This is a genomic window from Mesorhizobium sp. CU3 (assembly GCF_006442965.1).
GTDB lineage: Bacteria > Pseudomonadota > Alphaproteobacteria > Rhizobiales > Rhizobiaceae > Mesorhizobium.
The window spans coordinates 38,689-59,451 of record NZ_VFWX01000004.1; the positions used below are offsets into that span (position 1 = coordinate 38,689).

The window sequence follows — 20,763 nt, forward strand, 5'->3', positions numbered from 1 at the left end:
CAGGGAGGCTCAAGGTGTTGATGCAACCTGACAAGCAGACAAAGTGGCGCGAGATAGCGCAAGGCTCGGACGAGCAGGAACGCAAGCTGTTCGAGCAGCTGGCGCAGGACATGATGCATGTCCAGTTGAAAACGAAACAGCGCGCCAAGGCGGCCGGCATCCAGCGCGCCTTCCATGCCAAGCCGATCTTCGCCTCGATCGACGCGACATTGCGCTTCAACGACGACCTGCCCGCCGAATTCCGCGCCGGCTTCGCGCAGGCCGGCAAATCCTATCCGGCGATCGTGCGCTTCTCCAACGCCAACGGCTCGGGCCAGGCCGATTACAAGCCCGACTTGCGCGGCGTCGCGCTGCGCATCAAGGTCTCCGACAAGGAGCAGCACGACCTTCTCGCCACCAACTTCCCGGTCTCGCACGCCCGCGACGCCAGGCAATTCGTCGCCTTCGCCAAGGCCACCGCCGGCGGTACGATCGGCAAGATCGTCGGCCTCATCGGGCTGGCCTTCCGCTTCGGTCCCCGCGAAGTGATCCGCATGCTGAAGAACGTCTCCACGGGGCGCAATCGCAAGGTTCGTAGCGTCGCGCTGGAAACGTTCTGGAGCCGCGGCGCCATATGCTGGGGCAAGGCAAACGCAGTGCGCTACCTTGTGCGGCCGGTGCCGAGCGCCGCGCCCGCGCCTGAGCCGTCAACGACGGATGCGAGCTATCTGGCGAACGAGTTCGCCGCGCGGCTGGCGGCCGGCGACGTCCGTTTCGAGCTCTGCATCCAGCCTTTCGTCGACGAGCGCGTAACACCGATCGAGGACACCGCGATCGAATGGACCGAAACCGCCTCGCCGCCCATCAAGGTGGCGGAGCTGACCATCACCCAGCCATCGGCCGGCACCTCGGAAGCCTTCACCAACACCAGGGTGATCGACGAGCTCGCCTTCAATCCATGGAACACGACGGAAGAATTCAAGCCGCTCGGCAATCTCAACCGGGCGCGCAAGGTCGTCTATGACGCCAGCGCCGCGCACCGCCTCGCCTATCGCTGGCGCTCTGAAGCACCGCTGCGCAACCGCCTGCTCAGCGCCATCGCGCGCCAGGCCTTCATGGTGATCAACCGCCGCATCGAATGGCACAAGCTGCCGCTGCGGATGAGCCTGCTTAATCTCGACGCCTTCCGCTATGTGCTGCGGGAGAAGAACCTGATCGGCACGGAAGTCGTCGAAGAGCCGCCGAAGGCGCGGCCCGAGCCGCAATCGCCGATTGCCGAAGAGGTCCGCCAGACCCGCACCTATGACGGCAGCTACAACGACCTGTCGGTGCCGAAGATGGGCGCGGTCGGCGCAACCTTCGGCCGCAACCTGATGCCGGTCTACAAGCCCGATATGTTCGATACACCGAACGCCGTCGAGGTGGCGCAGAAGCTTCTGCATCGCGAGACCTTCATCCCAGCGCGCTCGCTCAACATCCTCGCCGCCGCCTGGATCCAGTTCCAGGTGCATGACTGGGTGAACCACGCGCGCAATCCGCTTGGCACCGACGATATCAAGGTGCCGCTGCCTCAAGGCATGAAGTGGACCAACGCCGTCGGCGGCAAGCCGGAAGACGTGATGCGCATCGCCGGCAACCAGGCGCTCGACCGCGGCCCCGGCCAGCCGCCGATCTATTTCGGCAACGCCGCCTCGCACTGGTGGGACGGCTCGGAGGTCTACGGTCCTGACAGCACCAAGGCCAACATGCTGCGCGAAGGCGCAAAGATCAGGCTGGTCGACAACCATCTGCCCACCGACATCCACGGCTTCGAAGTGACCGGTTTCAACGAGAGCTGGTGGCTGGGCCTCAGCGCCATGCACACGCTGTTCGCCCGCGAGCACAATCTGCTCTGCGACGAGCTCAGGCTGCGCTACAAGAATTGGGACGACGAGCGCATCTACCAGACCGCGCGGCTCATCGTGTCGGCGCTGATCGCAAAGATCCACACGGTGGAATGGACGCCGGCGATCCTCGCCACCCGCGCCATCGAGGTTGGCCTGTCCAGCAACTGGAACGGCCCGCCGGCCAATGACTGGGTGACCAAATTCGGCCTGTGGCTGCTCGACGAGCATGCCTCGGTCGGCATCCCGAAGACGATGCCCGACCACCATGCCGCGCCCTATTCGCTGACCGAGGATTTCACCACCGTCTACCGCATGCATCCGCTCTTGCCGGACGACTACTGTTTCTATCACCACAGGTCGGGAGAGAAGATCGCGGAAAAGGGCTTCCTCGAGATCCAGGGCGCCGGCGCCGACGATATCATGCGCAATTTCGGCCTGCGCAACACGCTCTATTCCTTCGGCATCGCCCATCCGGGCGCCATAGCGCTACACAACTTCCCGAAATCGCTGCTCAAGCTCGAGCGCGACAACGAGATCATCGATCTCTCGGTCGTCGATATCGTACGCACCAGACGGCGCGGCGTACCGCGCTACAATGATTTCCGCGCCGGCCTGCATCGGCCGCGCATCAGGAGCTTCGAGGAGGTCACGACCAGCCCCGACGACGCGCGGCTGCTCAAGGAACTCTATGGCGATGTCGACAAAATCGACACCGTGGTCGGCCTGCTCTCCGAGCCGGCCCCGGCCGGCTTCGGCTTCAGCGACACCGCTTTCCGCATCTTTATCCTGATGGCGTCGCGGCGGCTGCAAAGCGACCGCTTCCTGACCGTCGATTATCGGCCGGAGATCTATTCGCCTTTCGGCATAGACTGGATCGCCAACAACGGCATGACCAGCCTGATCCTGCGCCACTGTCCCGACCTTGCCTCGGTGCTGCCGAGGACGCAGAGCGCCTTCGCGCCCTGGCGGCCGATCGTGCCCGCATCGACCGATCCGGCCATGGCGGGAGCAAAGTCATGACGGCGCCCGTCAAGCCAGTCCCCGCAGTAAACGACAGCATCGCGTCCGGGCTCGATCAGCTTTTGAAGCGGCCGCTGGTCGAGACGATCTTCCGTCGCCGCACCCATCGCGTCAGCCAGGGCAGCTCGGTGCTTGCCGGCAGCATGAGCTACGTCTCCGACCAGCCGCGCGAGCCGCTGTCGGAGCTCGAGGAAGCGGTGCTGATCGCCATGACCGGCTGCACCGGCCTGACCATGCCCGACCGCCCCTTCGAGGACCCGGCGACCAAGAAGCCGATCATGGCCAAACCCAATTTGACCATGGCCGGCCGCACCGCCGGCAGTCCCGACAATGCGCAAGGCACGCATTTCTTCCTGATCAACGACACCGGCACCTACTTTTTGCGCAAGCTGCCACCACCCGCCGACGGCAACACGGCCTTCACGCCGGAACGGCTGATCGAGCGCGCGCAGGAGGCCAAGGTGCGCATTCTCGACAGGCGGCTCGACGTCGCCGAGGGCCTGCGCGATTTTCCGGCCTATCTCGATTCCAACCGCTTCCTGTCCAACCTGCCGGGCACGACGATCCTGCTTCCCGTCGTCGACCTCTCGCGCCAGTACATCAACGGCATGATGTATCTTTTGACGCAGCCGGACGGCGCGCGCCCAAACATCGTCGACGACCGCAACTTCTACCGCTCGGCCGGCGTCAAGCGCTGGGTCAAGAACGGCTTCCTCAACAAGGACCTCAAGGTCCCGCTCGGCGCCATCGGTTCGCTGCGCACGCAGATCGAGGCCGACCTTCTGGTGCAGAACCTCTTCCTCGTCGCCGACGCCATGGGCCTCGGCGCCTGGATTCACGGCTCGATCAGCCCGCCGGTGCTCGTCGGCGATCCGAAATTCTCGAAGACCTACGGCCCGATGCTTGGCTTCGACGTCCAGGTGCCGCGCTGGCGGTTGATCGACATCCTGCGCTGGCAGGTCCCGCTGCCGAAATACTCCAACCTGCGCAGCAATCCGATCGGCCTACGCTTCAAGGGTGAGCATCTGATCAAGGGCATGTCGCCGCCCTATTACGACAGTATGGCCGACGCCGTCGCCGAAGTGGTCGAGGAAAAATTCGGCAAGAATGGCGTGTTCTCGGACGAAAAACTCTTCGCCGAAATCTACAAGGGCGATTACGGCCATCGCTATCTCAGCGAAGCCGCCGTCTACACGCAGGACGTCATCGACTGCGTGCGCGACATCTGCACCTATATCTACGAGACCCACGGCCGCTTCCCGGCGCATTGCGACGCGATCCACGTGCCCGGCATCTGGCTGCAGGTGCATCATGTCGAGATCGAGTACTACCAGCGCTTCTTCCGCAACGGCCTGACCGATGTGCATCTCAACCATGCGCGCGACTGGCACTGAGCCAAGTCGTTTCGCCATCAGTAGTGATTGAATCCTGGGCCTGTCTCGACCGGCCGTTCAGCCCTGCGGATGAACCTGCGGCAATGCTGCTTCGAGCGACCTTTCGAACGCATCGACCAAGGCGTCGATCTGCGCCTCGGTGATGATCAGCGGCGGACAGAAGGCGATCGCATCGCCCATGTTGCGCGAGATGACGCCGTTCTGCTGCAGGAGGCCGTTGACCAAAGCGCCGAGCGCCGCCGGTTTGCCCCAAGGCGCCTTGCTCGCCTTGTCCTCAACTAACTCGACAGCGGCGATGAGGCCGACGCCGCGCACCTCGCCGACCAGCGGATGCGAGGCGAGCTTGCGCAGCCGCGCCTGCAGATGCGCGCCGACCTTGCGCGCATTGCCGACGAGGTCGCGCTCCTCGATCAACTTGAGGTTTTCCAGCGCCACGGCCGCGGCGGCCGGATGGCCGCCGCCGGTGAAGCCGTGGCCGAACGTGCCGATGCGATTGCTCTCGTCGGCGATCGGCTCGAACACGCGATCGTTGATCAGCAGCGCCGAGATCGGCAGGTAGGAGGAGGAAATCTGCTTCGACAGCACCATGATGTCGGGACGCATGCCGAAAGTCTGCGAACCGAACATCTCGCCTGTACGGCCGAAGCCGCAGATCACCTCGTCGGCCACCAGCAGTATGTCGTACTTCGCCAGCACCGCCTGGATCTTTTCCCAATAGCCGGGCGGCGGCACGACGACGCCGCCGGCGCCCATGATCGGCTCGCCGATGAAGGCAGCGATGGTTTCAGGCCCCTCGGCGAGGATGAGCCTTTCCAGATCGTCGGCGAGCCGGGCGGAAAACTGCTCCTCGCTTTCGCCGGGCTCGGCGTCGCGCCAGTGATGCGGCGTCGAGGTGTGCAGAATGTTGGCGATCGGTAGGTCGAAGGACAGATGATTGGTGGGCAGGCCGGTCAGGCTCGCCGAAGCGATGGTGACGCCGTGATAGCCGCGCTTGCGGCTGATGATCTTCTTGCGCGCCGGCTGTCCAAGCGCGTTCGACCGGTACCAGATCATCTTGATCGCCGTGTCGTTGGCCTCGGAGCCGGAATTGGTGAAATAGGCCTTGCTCATCGGCACCGGCGCCATCTGCACCAGTTTTTCGGCGAGATCGATCAGCGGCACATGCGCCTTGGAGCCGAATTCGTGATAAAAGGGCAGCTTCGACATCTGCCGCGTCGCGGCCTCGACCAGCCGCTTTTCCGAAAAACCGACGGCGACGCTCCACAGGCCGGCCATCGCCTCGATATAGCGGTTGCCGGCGATGTCCTCGACATAGACGCCGTCGCCCTTCTCGATCACCAGCGGCCCGGTTTCCTGATGCTTGCGGGCGTTGGTGTAGGCATGCATATGGTAGCGGATGTCGCGGGCTTCGGGGGAATTCGGTGTGGCGTCCATGGGGCAGCTCCTGAGTGCAGGTGTCCAAGGCGGAAACCGCACTCCTGTCAGGGAGGTCGACATTCCGGCTTTGCATTGTCGCGGTTGATGCCCCATCGCGCTTGCTGATAGCAAGGGCCGCAATGTCGGGATCGATAGCTCCACAACCTCGCCCGCGGTGGTCGCGGCGGCTGGAGCAAGAGATGGATTGAAGCATGGAACAGGTCGATTGTATCGTCGCCGGCGCCGGCGTGATTGGTCTGGCGATTGCGCGCGCATTGGCCGCGCGGGGTCTCGAAACGCTGATCCTCGAGGCGGCCGATGCCATCGGCACCGAGACCAGTTCCCGCAACTCGGAAGTCATCCATGCCGGCCTCCACTATCCGCCGGGCTCGCTGAAGGCCCGGCTCTGCGTCGCCGGGCGCGATATGCTCTACCGCTATTGCGCCGAGCACGCGGTCCCGCACCGCCGCTCCGGCAAGCTGACCGTGGCGACCGATGCCGCGCAGGAGCCGGTTCTGGCCTCGATCCGCGCCAACGCCGCGGCCTGCGGTGTCGAGGATCTGCGCTTCCTCTCGGCGAATGAAGCGCTGGCGCTGGAACCGGCGCTCCACTGCACGGCCGCACTGCTCTCGCCGTCGACCGGCATCATCGACAGCCACGCGCTGATGCTTGCTTTGCTCGGCGATGCCGAAGAGAACGGCGCGATGCTTTCGCTCAACACCCGCATCGTCGCGGGCCGCGTCGAGGCGGGACGCATCGTGCTCCAGACGACCGACACGGCGACTGGCGGACAATTCGAGATCGCGACGTCGCGCCTCATCAACGCCGCCGGTCTCGGCGGGGTCGCGTTGGCCGACGCCCTCGAAGGCTTCGACCGGCGGTTCCTGCCAAAGCTCCATTACGCCAAAGGCAACTATTTTTCGGTGGCCGGCCGCGCGCCGTTCTCGCACCTTGTCTATCCGGTGCCGGAACCGGGCGGGCTCGGCGTCCACCTCACGCTCGATCTCGGCGGCACGGCGCGTTTCGGGCCTGACGTCGAATGGACGGACACGCTCGACTACAGCGTCGACCCGGCGCGCGGCGATCGCTTCTACGCGGAAATCCGCAAATACTGGCCGGCGCTTGCCGACGGCACCCTGCAGCCCGCCTATAGCGGCATAAGACCGAAAATCTCAGGCAAGGGCGAGGCCAATGCCGATTTTGTCATCCAAGGCCCCGCGACCCACGGCACCCCGGGCGTCGTCAATCTGTTCGGCATCGAAAGCCCCGGGCTCACCTCCAGCCTGGCGATAGCTGATGAGGTCACGCGGATCATCGCGGGCTAGAGCAATTCCAGGAAAAGTGTGTGCGGTTTTCCGTCCGGAATTGCGTCAAAACAAAAAGGATAGAGCGGATCGCCGTTTCCATGACACGGTGAAACGCTCTAGCGAACCTCTCATGGGCCAGATTTTCGAGGTCATTGCGCGGCTAGATTTTGCTTTGTGCCGCTGCTGGCGTGCCTTAGCCTGCCTTCGGCGAGGATGCCTGACTGCCGGATCTCTATGGACCGACCATGACCCCGAAAGCCAACGCCCATATCGAGGCCATGTCCGCTTTCGCGCTTGCCAATTTCGGCGGCTACGACCAGGCGACGCTGGCCCAGAACGAGAGCGCTTTTCCGCCCAGCCCCCAGGCGATCGAGGCCGGCCGCGATGCCGTGGCGCGCAGCCATCTCTATCCCGATCCGGACTGGACGCTGCTCAAGGATGCGATTGCCCTTATTTATCGCGTCGAGCGCGGCCTGATCCTGTGCGGCGCCGGCTCGATGGACCTGATCGCCTGCACCATCGCCGCCTTTGCCGGTCCGGGCGACGAGGTCCTGGGCACGGCTTACGCCTATAATTTCATCGCCTCAGCCGCCGCGCGCGTCGGTGCGACCTACGTCAAGGCGCCGGAGCGCGACTTCACCGTTTCGATCGACGCCATCCTGGCTACGCTGACGCCGGCGACGCGCATCGTGTTCGTCTGCAATCCCGGCAACCCGACCGGCACCCTCATCCGCAATGCCGAATTGCTGCGCCTGCGCGCGGCGCTGCCGGGAAACGTGCTTCTGGTCATCGACCAGGCCTATGGCGAGTTCGACGACCAGGACCCCGAGCCGGTCTTCGCGCTGGCCGGCCGCGGCGACACCATCGTGCTGCGCAGCCTGTCGAAAGCCTATGGGCTGGCCGGCGCGCGCGTCGGCTGGGGCCTGTTTTCGCCGCGCATCGCCGCCGAGCTGCGCAAGATGCAGAACTCCAACCAGGTCTCGACGGTCAGCCTCGCCATGGCGCTCGCCGCGGTCGAGGACCAGGCCTATATGCGCGCCACCGTGGCGCGCACGGCGGAGATCCGCGACCGCTTCGTGCGCGATTTGAGGGCCGCCGGCTATGCGGTGCCTGAGAGCCGCACGAACTTCGTGCTGGTCCGCTTCCCCGACGCGGCCGCCGTCGAGACCGCCGACAAGACCTTGCGCGGCGCCGGTATCGTCGTGCGCGGTCTGAACGGCTACGGCCTGACCGATTGCCTGCGCGTCACGATCGGTCCGCAAGAGATCATGGGCCGCACGCTGCAGATTCTGACAAGCATGCGCGGAAGACGCTGCTGGTGACGGCTGACTGAGGGGAATCAAGTGACATCGGATACGCCTTATCTGCCCGCCCGGGATTTCATCGGCTATGGCGAAAAGCCGCCTCTCGCCGAATGGCCCGGCGGCGCCAAGCTGGCGCTCAACATCGTCGTCAACTACGAGGAAGGCGCGGAATACTCGATCGGCGAAGGCGACGGCGTTTCCGAAGCGATCCTCTCCGACCTTGCCGTGTCGCCGGCCGTGCCCGGCCTGCGCAACCGCAACATGGAATCGCTCTACGAATACGGCTCGCGCGTCGGCGTCTGGCGGCTCGCCTCGCTGTTCAAGGACAAGGGCGTCATCCCGACCTTCTATGTCGTCGGGCGCGCGCTGGAGCTCAATCCGGCCGCCGGCAAGGCGATCGCGGCGCTCGGCAGCGACATCGTCTGTCATGGCTGGCGCTGGATCGACTACGCCCCGCTAAGCGAGGAGGAAGAGCGCCAGCACATCGCCATGACCGTGGACACCATCAAGCGCATGACGGGTATCGATCCGGCCGGATGGTACACCGGACGGCCGAGCCTCAACACGCGTCGCCTGGTCGTCGAGCATGGCGGCTTCCTGTTCGACTGCGACGACTACAATGACGACCTGCCCTATTTCGTCGATGTCGACGGCAGGCGGCATTTGGTCGTGCCGCACTCTTTCGACAACAACGACAGCCGTTTTTCGCGCGGTTCGGGCCTGGAGACCGGCAGCCAGTTCTTCGAATATGTCAGCGACGGCGTCGACTGGCTGCTGAAGGAAGGCGAAAGGACGCCGCGCATGATGACGGTGTCGCTTCACTGCCGGCTGGCGGCGCGCCCCGGCCGCATGATCGGGCTGGAGCGGTTCCTCGACAAGATCACCGCCAATCCCGACATCTGGGTCTGCCGCCGCTCCGACCTCGCGCGGCACTGGCTCGGTCGGTTTGGCGGCTAGAGCAATTCCAGGAAAAGTGCGAAGCGGTTTTCCGTCCGAAATTGCGTCAAAACAGAGAGAGCCGCCGAACCTCTATCCCGTCTACGTTACTTGTTCGGCACTTCGTACACCTTGCCGTGCCAGGGCGCGGCATCGATCTGGTCGAGCGCCATCACGTAAAGCTCCTTCTCGTCCGGTCCGAAGGCGAAGTTCGGCATCGATGGCGACGGCACCGAAAGCGTACGCAAGAGCTTGGCGTCCTTGTCGACGACGAGGATCTTGCCCGGAGCATCGAGCGAGCGCGGGCTCTGACCGATATACATCTCGCCTTCCTTGTCCATCTTGATGCCGTCCGGCCAGATATGCGGCTGGTTAGGGAACAGATCGTCGAGCCGCAGGAAGACGCGGCGGTTGCTCAAGGTGTGGTCGGACGCGACGTCGAATTCGATGATCCGGTTGTCCTCGGTCTCGACCAGATAGAGGACCTTTCCGTCATTCGACATGACGAGACCGTTGGCATTGTGCAGGTCGCCGGCGACCTTCTTCACGCTGCCGTCCTTGCCGATGTAGTAAGCCGAGGCATCGATCAGCGGGCCGCCCTTGCCGGAACCGGTGAAATAGATGCCGCCATCCTTGTCGGGCGCGAAATCGTTCGGGCCGCTGAACGGCTTGCCGTCGGTGTCCTTGTCATAGGCCGGCAGCGTCTTGCCGTCGGCCGAGATGCGCCCAATCGTGTTGTTGTCGTAGCAGGTGACGAGGAACTCGCCTGATGTCGTCGGCAGCACGGCCGATGGACCGCAGCCATCCATCTTCCAGAAGATCGCGTTCTTCTTGCCGTCCCACACGTCCACGGAGCCGCGGCCATACTCCACGTAGAACAGCTTGTCCTGATACCAGATCGGACCTTCGGCGAACCACGCGTCATTGTTGACCACTTTGACGTCGGCCGCCTGCGCGAGGGGCGTGAGCGTAAGGGCAAGCATCGTGCCCAGCAAATGCCGTTTGATCATGCGATTCCCCTTTGTTTTGAGTTGCTTGAAGTCCTTCTTTGAATCTGAATGTCCGGTCCTGGATGGCGGCTAGGAGCGCAACCGTTTGCCATCCGGATCGAAGGGCGGATGCGGCAGCAACACCGCATCGTGCGGCTGTCCAAGGATGGCGACGGTCACCTTGTCGCCAGCCTTGGCGGTTCCCGCCTTGACATAGCCCATCGCCAGCGACTGATCGACGAAGTAGCCATAGGCGCCGGACGAGACCTGGCCGATCGGCGTGCCGTCCGGCAGGAAGATCGGCTCACCGCCGGTCGCGTCGGCATCCTTGGCCGAGACCGACAGCATGATCAGCTCGTCCCGCGGCGGTTTGTCGGCGACGGCGAGATAGGCATCGCGGTTGAGGAAGTCCTTGTCGGTCTTGATCAGCCGATCGAGCTTGACCTCCTGCGGCCAGTATTCCGGCGAATATTCGCGGCTCCAGCTGCCGTAACCCTTCTCGACGCGCAGCGACATCAGCGCGCGCGAGCCGACCGGCCCAGCGCCGACTTCCGCGCCTGCCTTGAGCAGCGCGCGGTAGAGCTCGACCTGATCGGCGGCCTTGCAGTGCAGCTCCCAGCCGAGATCGCCGGTGAAGGAAACCCTGAGCGCCACCACATCGACGCCGGCGACCGTGATGTGGCGCGAGCGCATGAACGGAAACGCCTCATTCGACAGGTCGTCATTGGTGAGCCGCTGCAAGAGCTCGCGCGATTTCGGCCCAGCGACGTTGAAGCCGCCGAGTTCCTCGGTGCGCGAGCGGAAGGTCGTGCCTTCGGGCAGCGGCACCGATTTGAAGAAGCGCTGATGAAAACGCTCGGCCATGCCGGAGCCGATCACCATGAACTCGTCATCCGCCAGCCTGGTCACGGTGAAGTCGCCGGCAATGCCGCCGCGCTTGCCGATCAGCGGCGTCAGACAGGAATTGCCGACCTTCGTCGGCATGCGGTTGGCGAAGAGCGCGTTCAGCCAGGCTTCGGCGCCCGGACCTTTCACCTCGTATTTGGCGAAGTTGGAGATGTCTATGATGCCGGCGTGCTCGCGCAGCATGCGCGCCTCGCGGCCGACCGGTCCCCACCAGTTCTGGCGGGTGAAGCCGATCGTCTCCTCGCGCGGCTCGCCGGCGGCAGCGAACCACAGCGGATGCTCCCAGCCGAAATTGAGCCCGAACACGGCGCCCATCTCCTTCTGCATTTCATAGACCGGCCGGGTGCGCACCGGACGACCGGCGGCGCGCTCCTCGTTGGGGAAATGGATCTTGAAACGGTGGCTGTACTGGTCCTGCACGCGCGCCTTGGTGAAGGCCTTGCCGGCCCAGTGGCCGAAGCGCGCCATGTCCCAGCCGAACATGTCGAGCGTCGGCTCCCCCTCGATCATCCATTCGGCGGCGAGCTTGCCCATGCCGCCCGACTGCGAGAAGCCGGGGATGATGCCGTTGCAGCAGAAATAATTGCTGAGCTCCGGCGCCGGGCCGAACAGCACCGCGCTGTCCGGCGACCAGATCATCGGGCCGTTGATCACCTTCTTGACGCCGGCGGTGGCGGCGGCCGGAACGCGCTGGACGGCGCGCATCATGTTTTCCTCGATGCGGTCGAGATCGTCGGGAAACAGCTCGTGGCCGAAATCCAGCGGCGTTCCTTCCTCGGCCCAGAACTTCATGTTGCGCTCATAGGCGCCGATGAGCAGGCCTAGGCCTTCCTGGCGCAGGTAATATTCGCCGTCGCGATCGGCTACCGAGGGCAGACGGCGGCCCATCGAGGCGATTTCCGGAATGGTCTCGGTGACGAAATACTGGTGCTCGGTCGGGATCAGCGGCAGTTGCAGGCCGGCCATGGCGGCGACCTCCCTGCCCCAGAGGCCGGCGGCGTTGACCACCCATTGCGTGCGGATGTCGCCCTTCGGCGTGCGCACGATCCAGCTGCCGTCGGCTTGCGCCTCGGTCGCGGTGACCGGCGTGAAGCGATGGATTTCCGCGCCGCGCTGGCGCGCGCCGGCGGCATAGGCCGCCGTCACACCCGACGGATCGACATTGCCGCCTTCCGGCTCGTACATGATGCAGCGAATGCCGTCGAAATCGACCAGCGGATGCAGCCGCTCCGCCTCATCGCGGCCGACCTCGTAGAAATTCATCTTGTAGCGACGCGCCTTGGCTTCCTGGAGCCTGAGCTGATGCTCGCGCGCCTCGGTCTGGGCGAGATAGAGCGAGCCCGGCTGGAAGATGCCGCAGCCCTGCCCGGTCTCGGCCTCCAGCTCCTTGTACAAAGCCATCGTGTAGTGCTGCAGCCGGCTGATGTTGGTGGAATCATGCAGGCCGTGGATGTTGGCGGCCGCGTGCCATGTCGAACCGGAGGTCAGCTCGCTGCGTTCCAGAAGCACGACATCCGTCCAGCCGAACTTGGCGAGGTGATAGAGGATCGAGCAGCCGATCAGACCGCCGCCGATGACAACGGCTTGTGCATGAGTACGCATGTTTCTTCCCTTGGTTCGGCGACTTCGTTTCCGCGCATTTTCCAAGCGCTATGGGATTTTGTTTAGCTGACCGATCAATCGCAGTCGCCGGTGAATTCAGGGGCGCGAGCCGCGCCCCTGAGATACTTGTCGCGATCGATCCAGCCTATGCCTTGTCCAGCCAGACCTTATCGAGCTGCAGCTCGAAGGTCTGATGCATGCCGAGGTTCTTCACGTAAGCGGCGTGGTGACGGTAGAGCGAGCGCCAGAAGGCCTGAACCAGAATGCCGGAATCCTGCAGGATGAACTCGACCTCCTTCATCAGCTCCTTGCGCTTGGCGGGGTCGGCGATGGCCATCGCCTCGTTGAGCTTCTTGTCGAAGTCCGGATTGGCGTAGCCGGACTCGTTCCAGGCCTCGCCGCTGCGATAGGCGATCGCCAGCACCTGGACGCCGAGCGGCCGCATGCCCCAATCGGTGGTCGACCACGGATATTTCGTCCAGTCGTTCCAGAAGGACGAGCCTGGAATGATGGTACGCTTGACCTTGAAACCGGCGTCGCGCATCTGCGCCGCGACAACGTCGGCCGGGTCCTTCACATAGTCGGCGTCGTAGGAGATCAGCTCGAACTCGTGATCCGTCAGGCCGGCCTCGGCCATCAGCGCCTTGGCCTTGGCGAGATCGCGCGGCACTTTCGGCAGCGCGTAATATTCCGGATGGATCGGGCAGACATGGTGGTTCTCCGCCACCTGCCCCAGGCCACTGTAGCCGAGTTTCAGCACCGTCTCGTTGTCGACCGCGAGCTGGATCGCGTTGCGCACGCGCTTGTCGTCATAGGGCTTGTTGGTCACGTTGGTGCGCAGCACGATGGTGCCAGCGGTGACGACCGGTTCCTTGATCAGTCCCATGCTGTCATAGAGGTCGACCGTGCCGCCGACGGTTTGATAGTTGCAATCGATCTCCCCTGCCTCGAAGGCACTGGCGATCGCCGGGTTGGAGGCGTCCGACCCATAGTCGGTCCAGTCGACGCCATCGAGATAGGGCTCGCCGCCGAACCAGGTGAAGTCCTTGCGCCGCCGCACAGAGGCCGATTCACCGACCTTGTAGGAGATCAGCTCATACGGACCGGTGCCCGGCGTCTTCAGCATGTCGGCGCCGTTCTTGTCGAAGTCGCGGTGGACGATGACCGCCGGATAATCGGAGAAACCCGGAATGATGGTGACGTCGGACTGATTGCATTTCAGCTTCACCGTATGGTCGTCGACCTTGGTGATGGCGCCGGCGGCCGCCTTCTTGGTGGCGGCGTCGATCAGCGAGCTCATGCGCCCGGCCATCGAATTGCCCTCGGCCGCCTTGTCGCACCAGCGGGTGATGTTGTGGACGATGTCGTCGGCGTTGAAGTCGTCGCCGTTCGACCACTTCACGCCCTTGCGAAGATGCAGCGTGTATTCGGTGGCGTCGTCGCTGACTTCCCAGCTCTCGACCAGATGACCCTCGAAGGTGAAATCGGTGGTGTAGCGGATCATGTAGTCGTTGCACTGGCGCATGACGTTGGCGATCTCGGACCAGTCCCAGGAGCGCGGGTCCTTCATGTCCTTGATGATCATCTGCATCCTGAGAATGCCGCCCTTCTTGCCGGGCACGATCGCCGCAGCCTTGGCCGGCTCGAGGCCCGCCATCGAATAGGCGAGCGCCGTCGAAGCGCCCATCACGCTGGCCATGGCCAGGAATTCGCGGCGGTCCATTTTGCCGCCTTTGACTTCGGCTGCGTAGCTTTCGATGACCGTTGGGACGCGGTCACCGTTGCTTTTGAACATTGTCATCGTTGTTCTCCGGTTCAGGGCTTTTTGCCCGTTACATTCCCCTTGCGGCTTCGCATGTTAGGGGCGATGCAAAAATCCCGGAAGGGCTCGAACGGTCACAAACCGCAGAAAACCGGCCCTTAAGGCCTAAAAAAACGATGCCATTGGCTCGTCAAATTTTTGAAGGGGGCGCTGGAGCTATGGCCTGGCCGCGTCTTCCCTGGCCCTGGAAAGGATCCATTCCCTGACCGTGCGCGCGATGTTTCCCTTCGAGAGCTGGCTCTCGGTCAGATAGTAATTCCAGGGACTTGGCGGCCGCACAGGAAACGGCTCGACGAGCAGCCCGCGATCCATATAGGCGTGCGAGAGAGAGCGTTGCGTGGCGACCAGACCGGCCCCCATCGCCGCCAGTTCGAGCGCGATGTTGGAGGCATTGGTCGACAGGCCCTTGTCGTGCTCCTCGAGGTCGACGCCGAGCGCGTCGGCGACCACCTGCCAGTATTCCTGGCGGCCATGCACGAAGATCCAGTCGACCTTGAGCATGTCCTGCGGCGTCTTCAGCGCGTGCTCGCCTTCGAGCATGCCGGGGGCGCAAAGCAGCACCAACTCGTCGTTCCACAGCGGGATCGCCGCCGGCGGCCGGTCGTCGAACCGGCGCGTCGAAATGGTGATGTCGGCGATCTGTTCGCTGATATCTTCCCAGATCGTGCCGTGCAGCACGATCTCGATCTCGGGGTGCTTCTTGCGGAAAGCCGCCATGCAGCCCGCCAGCCAGTTCTCCGCAAGGCTCATCGGACATGAGACGACCACGGTGCGGTTGCGCGAGGAAGCGACGATCGCCTCGGTCGCCTGATCGATCTGGTCGAGCGCCTGGCGCAATGTCGGCAGGAAGGCCTCGCCCATCTCGGTCAGCTTCAGGCTGCGCGGATAGCGGATGAACAGTTGCCGACCGATATAATGCTCGAGCGCGCGCACATGCGTGCTGACGGCGGCCTGCGTGTAGCCCAGCTCCTTGGCGGCGAGAGTGAAGCTCAGATGCCTGGCCGAGCTCTCGAACGAGCGGATATAGTTCAAGGGGGGTGGCGGCTTCATCCCGGTCTCCTGCTACATAGCAGCCATAGCTATCGCATGGGCAAACAGGCATTCAATCGCAGACAGGCGACATGGCATCAATATTTTTGGTCAAAGCCGCCAAACTAATCGCGTGCCTGCGCGATGAACCCAATTTATTGATGATGTGAGCAGAAGGGGAGATACGCCAAGTGACTGTGCCGTCGCATCGGCGTGAAGGGCCTGTCGTCAATTCCGATACGTTCGCGCGCCTCGCCGATTTCGTGCTGCGGCGCCCTGCCTCCGTCTTCCCCCAGCCGGTGCTGGAGCAGGCGCGCTATCTTCTCCTGGATACGCTGGGCATCGCCATCGCGGCCGGGCCGATGGAAGCAGGGAAAATCGCTCGCGACGTCGCCGTCCTGCTCTACGGCTCCAGCGATCCGCAGCATGCGGCGCGCATGCTCTTCGACGGCCGCCGCGCCAGCATCGCGGGTGCGGCCTACGCCGTCGCCACGCAGACCGACAATCTCGACGGCCATGATGGTTACAGCCCGACCAAGGGCCATATCGGCGTCGCGGTGGTGCCGGCGCTCGCGGCACTTGCCGAAGCAAGGCCGGACCTCACCGGACCGGAAGCGCTGGCCTCGCTGGTGATCGGCTATGAAGTCGCAGGCCGCGCCGCCATCGCCCTGCATGCGACGGTGAGCGACTACCACACCTCAGGCGCCTGGAACGCATTGGGCGTGGCGGCGGTCGCGGCGCGGCTGCGGCGGTTGAACGAAACGCAGTTGCGCGAGGCGCTAGGCATCGCCGAATATCATGGACCGCGCAGCCAGATGATGCGCGAGATCGCGACGCCGACCATGCTGCATGACGGCTCCGGCATGGGCGCCCTTGTCGGCCTCTCGGCGGCGGTGCTTGCCGAGCGCGGCTTCACCGGCGCGCCGGCGATCACCGTCGAGGCGCCGGAAGTCACTGAGTATTGGCGCGATCTCGGCGTCTTCTGGCAGTCGCTGCACCAATACGTGAAACCCTATCCCATCTGCCGCTGGGCGCATGCCGCGATCGACGCCGTGCGCGGGCTCTGCCTTGCGCATAACCTCGGCGCCTCAGACATCGCGAGTGTTCAGGTCAACAGCTTCCACTACGCGGCGACGCTGTTCGACGGCATGCCGGACACCACCTCGAAGGCGCAATACAGCCTGCGCTTCGCCGTCGCGACCTACGTCATCCATGGTCGCATCGGGCTGGAGCATATTTCCGGTGCCGGGCTCAAGGACGCGGCCGTCGCCGACCTGCTCGCCCGCATCACGATCACCGAAAGCGAACGCCACAGCGCCCGCTTCCCGGCCGGCCGCTGGGCCGACGTCGTCATCACCACCAACGATGGGCGCGTGCTGGCGTCCGGCGACGTGCATGCGCGTGGCGGCCCGGAAGCGCCGATGAGCCTGCAGGACGTCGAGGCCAAATATATGGAGTTCGCGGCGCCCGTGCTCGGAACCGACCGCGCCGCGGCGATCCGCGACGCAGTGCTCTCGCTCGACGATCGCGACAGCCGCTTCTCGGATCTCGCCGCGTTGCTCTACGATCCGCCCCAGACTCAGGACTGAGTGCCGCTTTGCGACAGGCCGTGGCAACGATGGCAAGACAGCGCGCAGACCAGCATCATGCATAAAGGACCATCATGACCCGCCCGCAAGGAACCATCGCCCCGATCCTGACGCCCTTCGAGGACGATGGCCGCATCGCGCGCGATCTCTGGGTCTCCCACGCCAAATGGGTGCTCGATCAGGGCGCGCATTTTCTCTCCCCCTTCGGCACCACGGGCGAAGCGCTGTCGGTTTCATTGCGCGAACGCATGCAAGCATTGGAATGGCTGGTCGAGGCAGGCATTGCAGCGGACCGCATGATGCCCGGCACCGGCGTTACCGCGCTACCTGAGACGGTCGAGCTATCCAAGCACGCTGTCGGCCTCGGCTGCGCCGCCGTGATGGTGCTGCCGTCCTTCTTCTACACCGGCGCCGGAGACAATGGTCAGGCGCGCTACTACAGCGAGCTGATCGAGAAGGTGGCGAACCCCAAGCTGCGCGTGATCCTCTACCACATCCCGCAGAACTCGGGCGTGCCGGTCAGCCCCGCTCTGACGGCGCGGCTGAGCAAGGCGTTCCCGGACACCGTCGTCGCCTACAAGGACAGCGCCGGCGATTGGAACAACACCGCCGCCGTCATCGCCGCCGCGCCCGATATCTCCGTCTTCCCGAGCTCGGAGGCGCAGCTCACCAAGGGCCTCGCCAGCGGCGCCGCGGGCTGCATCTCGGCGACCGTCAATCTCAACGCCGCCGCCATCCGCCGGCTCTATGAAGCGGCACGCAACGGCGATGACGTCACGGACGCGGACGCCGCCATCAAGGCGTTCCGCAAGGTGATCCAGGATGCCGGGCTGATCCAGGCGATGAAGGCGGTGCTCGCGGTCAAATCCGGCGACCGGCGCTGGCTGAACCTGCGCGCGCCGCATGAAAATGCAACACTGGAAAACGGCAAGGCGCTGATTGCGGCGCTGGGCAGCGCCGCCGACCATATCGGCCACGGCTGAGGCCCCGATGTCGGCCCGCCCGATCGTCATCCTGCACACCGACAAGCCAGCCGGCGCGCTTGCCCTGCTGGCCGAGACGCATCCGGACCTCGAAGTCCATGCCTGCGAGACCTATGCTGGCCTTCCCGCGCTGATCGAGCAGACCGGCGCGGAGGTGGTCTATTCGATCCGCTTCGACGGCACGCCGCGCTATCCGCGCCAGGCGCTCACCGAGAGCGCAACAGTGAAGTGGGTGTCGATCGGCGGCTCCGGCACCGATCATCTCGGACGCTGGGATCCGGCGCATGTGACGGTGACCAACTCGGCCGGCGTCGCGGCCGGCATGCTGGCGGAATATGCGCTCGGCGCCATGCTCTCCTTCTCGCTCGACCTGCGCGGCTTCGAGCGCCGCCAGCAGGCCAGGCAGTGGGGCGGCGGCCGCGTCGAGCCGATCGAAGGCAAGACCGTCCTCATCGTCGGCCTCGGCAAGACCGGCGAGGCCGTCGCACGGCGAGCGCAGGCGATGGGCCTGCACACGCTGGGCATCCGCGCGCGGCCGAAACCGACTCCATGCCTCGACGAGGTCCATGGCGTCGACGCGCTATTGCCGCTGATTGCCCGCGCCGATTTCATCGTCTGCTGCGTGCCTTTGCTGCCGACCACGCGCGGCCTGCTCGGCGAGGCGGCCTTCGCCGCGATGAAGCCAAGCGCCGTGCTCATCGACATTTCGCGCGGCGGCGTCGTCGAGGAGAAAGCGCTTCTGGCCGCGCTCGACGCCGGACGGATAAAGGGCGCCGCGCTCGATGTCTTCGCGACCGAGCCGCTGCCGGCCGAGCATCCGCTTTGGGCCTACGACAACGTCGCCGTCACGCCGCATTGCGCGGCGGTCTATGACGGCTGGGACATAAAGTCGGTGCGCATGTTCGCCGACAATCTGGCGCGCTACCGCAAAGGCGAGCCGCTGGAAAATGTGGTCAATCCGGAACGCGGGTACTAGGAGCAATTCCAGGAAAAGTGCCTTGCGGTTTTCCCTCCGGAATTGCGTCAGAGGATGAGAGGAAGAGTTCGATGATGCACGACAGGCGTGGCGGCGGCCGCAGATCGAAGCTCGGACGCGGCGGTGGCGGCATCGCCCAACTGCCGTGGCAGAGCGTCAAGAACCCCTACCCGCCCATGCAGTTGCTCGATGAGGAGCGGATGCAGCAGCTGCACGACACCTCGATGCGCATCCTGTCGGAACTCGGCATCCGTGTGATGAGCGAAAAGGTGATGGATCTGTTCGCCGCCGCCGGCGCCATTGTCGACCGCGAGACCAACACAATCCGCATCGACGAGAGCATCGTGACCGAGGCTCTGCGCAACGTTCCCTCGTCCTTCACGCTGACCAGCCGCAATCCGGAAAAGCAGGTCCATTTCGGCGGCAACTCGTTGGTTTTCGGCTTGGTCGCCGGTCCGCCCAATGTGCATGACCGCATCAATGGCCGCCGCCAGGGCAATCTGCCCGACTACCAGAACTTCATCCGCCTGGCGCACCACTTCAACGCCATCCACATCATCGGCAACCAGGTGGTGGCGCCTATGGAACTGCCGGCCAATGCGCGCCATCTCGACACCTACCACGCCAATCTGACGCTGAGCGATCTCTCCTTCCACTGCACCGCGATCGGCCGCGCCCGGGCGATGGACGGCATCAACATGATGGCGATCGCGCGCGGCATCTCGGTGGACGAGATGCGCGCCTCGCCGGGCGTCACCACGATCATCTCGATCAACTCGCCGCGGCTGTTCGATGACGCGATGGCGGAGGGCCTGATCGCCATGGCCGAGCACGGCCAGCCGGTCACCGTCACGCCCTTCACGCTGATGGGCGCGATGACGCCGGTGACGCTGGCCGCCGCGCTCTGCCAGCAGAATGCCGAAGCCCTGTTCGGCGTGACGCTGACGCAGCTCGTCAATCCCGGCGCGCCGGTGATGTACGGCGCCTTCACCTCCAATGTCGACATGAAGTCGGGCGCGCCGGCCTTCGGCACGCCGGAAAACGCCAAGGCCAACATCATCGCCGGGCAGTTGGCGCGCCGCTACAATCTGCCCTACCGCACCTCCAATGCCAACGCCTCCAACGTCGTCGACCTGCAGGCCGCCTACGAGACCGAGATGGCGACATGGGGCGCGGTGCTCGGCGGCGCCAATCTGATCTATCACGCCGCCGGCTGGCTCGAAGGCGGGCTGACGGCGTCTTACGAAAAGCTCGTGCTCGATGTCGAGATCCTGCAGAACATGATGGAGTTCCTGCGGCCGTTGCCCTTCCAGGAGGACGACCTCGGTTTCGAGGCCATCAAGTCGGTGCCGGCCGGCGGCCATTTCTTCGGCGCCGAGCACACCATGTCGCGCTACACCACCGCCTTCTACCAGCCGATGCTGTCCAACTGGCAGAACCACGGCGCCTGGGAGGAAGCCGGCGGTAAGGATGCGCTGGAGCGCGCGACCGAGCTCTGGCAGCAGGCCCTGCATGATTACGAGGAACCGGTGATGGACCCCGCGATCCGCGAGCAGCTCGACGCCTATGTCGCGCGCCGTCGCGAGGAAATTGCGGCGAATCCGGAAGCTTAGGAAATCCACGTA

14 protein-coding genes are annotated in these 20,763 nt (G+C 64.5%); 9 read left to right on the forward strand and 5 right to left on the reverse strand.

Annotated elements, in window-relative coordinates; translation table 11 throughout:
* The first annotated feature begins 20 nt into the window (after positions 1 to 20).
* Positions 21 to 2,885, forward strand: coding sequence for a peroxidase family protein (locus tag FJ988_RS07980; RefSeq protein WP_140816731.1), 2,865 nt, complete (start codon positions 21 to 23; stop codon positions 2,883 to 2,885).
* On the forward strand, positions 2,882 to 4,279 hold the full coding sequence (locus FJ988_RS07985) for a hypothetical protein (protein ID WP_140816226.1): 1,398 nt from the start codon (positions 2,882 to 2,884) through the stop codon (positions 4,277 to 4,279). Before FJ988_RS07980 ends, FJ988_RS07985 begins: the two co-directional genes overlap by 4 nt.
* A gap of 57 nt (positions 4,280 to 4,336) precedes the next feature.
* Here FJ988_RS07985 and FJ988_RS07990 read toward each other — a convergent pair whose 3' ends face one another.
* Positions 4,337 to 5,713, reverse strand: coding sequence for an aspartate aminotransferase family protein (locus FJ988_RS07990; RefSeq protein ID WP_140816228.1), 1,377 nt, complete (start codon positions 5,711 to 5,713; stop codon positions 4,337 to 4,339).
* A 194-nt stretch (positions 5,714 to 5,907) separates the two neighbouring features.
* Here FJ988_RS07990 and FJ988_RS07995 point away from each other — a divergent pair, with 194 nt between their 5' ends.
* The 3 genes from FJ988_RS07995 to FJ988_RS08005 all read left to right on the forward strand — a co-directional run bounded on the left by FJ988_RS07995 (position 5,908) and on the right by FJ988_RS08005 (position 9,263).
* Positions 5,908 to 7,020: an NAD(P)/FAD-dependent oxidoreductase gene (locus FJ988_RS07995; protein ID WP_140816230.1), complete on the forward strand. Its 1,113-nt coding sequence runs from the start codon at positions 5,908 to 5,910 to the stop codon at positions 7,018 to 7,020.
* Positions 7,021 to 7,247: 227 nt separating this feature from the next.
* The gene (locus FJ988_RS08000) at positions 7,248 to 8,324 is read left to right on the forward strand and encodes a histidinol-phosphate transaminase (protein ID WP_246688469.1); all 1,077 of its coding nucleotides are present in this window, start codon (positions 7,248 to 7,250) and stop codon (positions 8,322 to 8,324) included.
* A gap of 21 nt (positions 8,325 to 8,345) precedes the next feature.
* A complete protein-coding gene (locus FJ988_RS08005; protein ID WP_140816232.1) occupies positions 8,346 to 9,263 on the forward strand; it encodes an allantoinase PuuE in 918 nt (305 codons plus the stop codon).
* 86 nt (positions 9,264 to 9,349) lie between these two features.
* Here FJ988_RS08005 and FJ988_RS08010 read toward each other — a convergent pair whose 3' ends face one another.
* The 4 genes from FJ988_RS08010 to FJ988_RS08025 all read right to left on the reverse strand — a co-directional run bounded on the left by FJ988_RS08010 (position 9,350) and on the right by FJ988_RS08025 (position 15,611).
* Positions 9,350 to 10,252, reverse strand: a complete 903-nt coding sequence (locus FJ988_RS08010; protein WP_140816234.1) for an SMP-30/gluconolactonase/LRE family protein — start codon at positions 10,250 to 10,252, stop codon at positions 9,350 to 9,352.
* 69 nt (positions 10,253 to 10,321) lie between these two features.
* Positions 10,322 to 12,739, reverse strand: a complete 2,418-nt coding sequence (locus tag FJ988_RS08015; protein ID WP_140816236.1) for an FAD-dependent oxidoreductase — start codon at positions 12,737 to 12,739, stop codon at positions 10,322 to 10,324.
* Positions 12,740 to 12,884: 145 nt separating this feature from the next.
* Positions 12,885 to 14,540, reverse strand: coding sequence for an ABC transporter substrate-binding protein (locus FJ988_RS08020; protein WP_140816238.1), 1,656 nt, complete (start codon positions 14,538 to 14,540; stop codon positions 12,885 to 12,887).
* 177 nt (positions 14,541 to 14,717) lie between these two features.
* Positions 14,718 to 15,611 carry a LysR substrate-binding domain-containing protein gene (locus tag FJ988_RS08025; protein WP_140816240.1) on the reverse strand — a complete coding sequence of 298 codons (894 nt, stop codon included), beginning with the start codon at positions 15,609 to 15,611 and terminating at the stop codon, positions 14,718 to 14,720.
* Between the two features lie 170 nt (positions 15,612 to 15,781).
* On the opposite strand from FJ988_RS08025, the gene FJ988_RS08030 reads away from it, so the two are divergent.
* The 4 genes from FJ988_RS08030 (at position 15,782) to FJ988_RS08045 (ending at position 20,751) form a co-directional block, all read left to right on the forward strand.
* Complete coding sequence (locus tag FJ988_RS08030; RefSeq protein WP_246688470.1) at positions 15,782 to 17,179, forward strand: MmgE/PrpD family protein; 1,398 nt, start codon at positions 15,782 to 15,784, stop codon at positions 17,177 to 17,179.
* A gap of 74 nt (positions 17,180 to 17,253) precedes the next feature.
* The gene (locus FJ988_RS08035; protein ID WP_140816242.1) at positions 17,254 to 18,162 is read left to right on the forward strand and encodes a dihydrodipicolinate synthase family protein; all 909 of its coding nucleotides are present in this window, start codon (positions 17,254 to 17,256) and stop codon (positions 18,160 to 18,162) included.
* Between the two features lie 7 nt (positions 18,163 to 18,169).
* Positions 18,170 to 19,138 (forward strand): D-2-hydroxyacid dehydrogenase, encoded by a 969-nt coding sequence (locus FJ988_RS08040; RefSeq protein WP_140816244.1) that lies wholly within the window; start codon positions 18,170 to 18,172, stop codon positions 19,136 to 19,138.
* Between the two features lie 74 nt (positions 19,139 to 19,212).
* Positions 19,213 to 20,751 (forward strand): trimethylamine methyltransferase family protein, encoded by a 1,539-nt coding sequence (locus tag FJ988_RS08045; protein ID WP_140816737.1) that lies wholly within the window; start codon positions 19,213 to 19,215, stop codon positions 20,749 to 20,751.
* Positions 20,752 to 20,763: the final 12 nt, after the last annotated feature.

Excerpts from the sequence above, each read along its gene's own strand:
- FJ988_RS08000 (WP_246688469.1), top strand. The coding sequence starts at position 7,248 with ATGACCCCGAAAGCCAACGCCCATATCGAGGCCATGTCCGCTTTCGCG.
- FJ988_RS07995 (WP_140816230.1), top strand. The coding sequence starts at position 5,908 with ATGGAACAGGTCGATTGTATCGTCGCCGGCGCCGGCGTGATTGGTCTG.
- FJ988_RS07990 (WP_140816228.1), bottom strand. The coding sequence starts at position 5,713 with ATGGACGCCACACCGAATTCCCCCGAAGCCCGCGACATCCGCTACCAT.
- FJ988_RS07980 (WP_140816731.1), top strand. The coding sequence starts at position 21 with ATGCAACCTGACAAGCAGACAAAGTGGCGCGAGATAGCGCAAGGCTCG.
- FJ988_RS08045 (WP_140816737.1), top strand. The coding sequence starts at position 19,213 with ATGCACGACAGGCGTGGCGGCGGCCGCAGATCGAAGCTCGGACGCGGC.
- FJ988_RS08015 (WP_140816236.1), bottom strand. The coding sequence starts at position 12,739 with ATGCGTACTCATGCACAAGCCGTTGTCATCGGCGGCGGTCTGATCGGC.
- FJ988_RS08040 (WP_140816244.1), top strand. The coding sequence starts at position 18,170 with ATGTCGGCCCGCCCGATCGTCATCCTGCACACCGACAAGCCAGCCGGC.
- FJ988_RS08025 (WP_140816240.1), bottom strand. The coding sequence starts at position 15,611 with ATGAAGCCGCCACCCCCCTTGAACTATATCCGCTCGTTCGAGAGCTCG.
- FJ988_RS08010 (WP_140816234.1), bottom strand. The coding sequence starts at position 10,252 with ATGATCAAACGGCATTTGCTGGGCACGATGCTTGCCCTTACGCTCACG.
- FJ988_RS08035 (WP_140816242.1), top strand. The coding sequence starts at position 17,254 with ATGACCCGCCCGCAAGGAACCATCGCCCCGATCCTGACGCCCTTCGAG.
- FJ988_RS08020 (WP_140816238.1), bottom strand. The coding sequence starts at position 14,540 with ATGACAATGTTCAAAAGCAACGGTGACCGCGTCCCAACGGTCATCGAA.
- FJ988_RS07985 (WP_140816226.1), top strand. The coding sequence starts at position 2,882 with ATGACGGCGCCCGTCAAGCCAGTCCCCGCAGTAAACGACAGCATCGCG.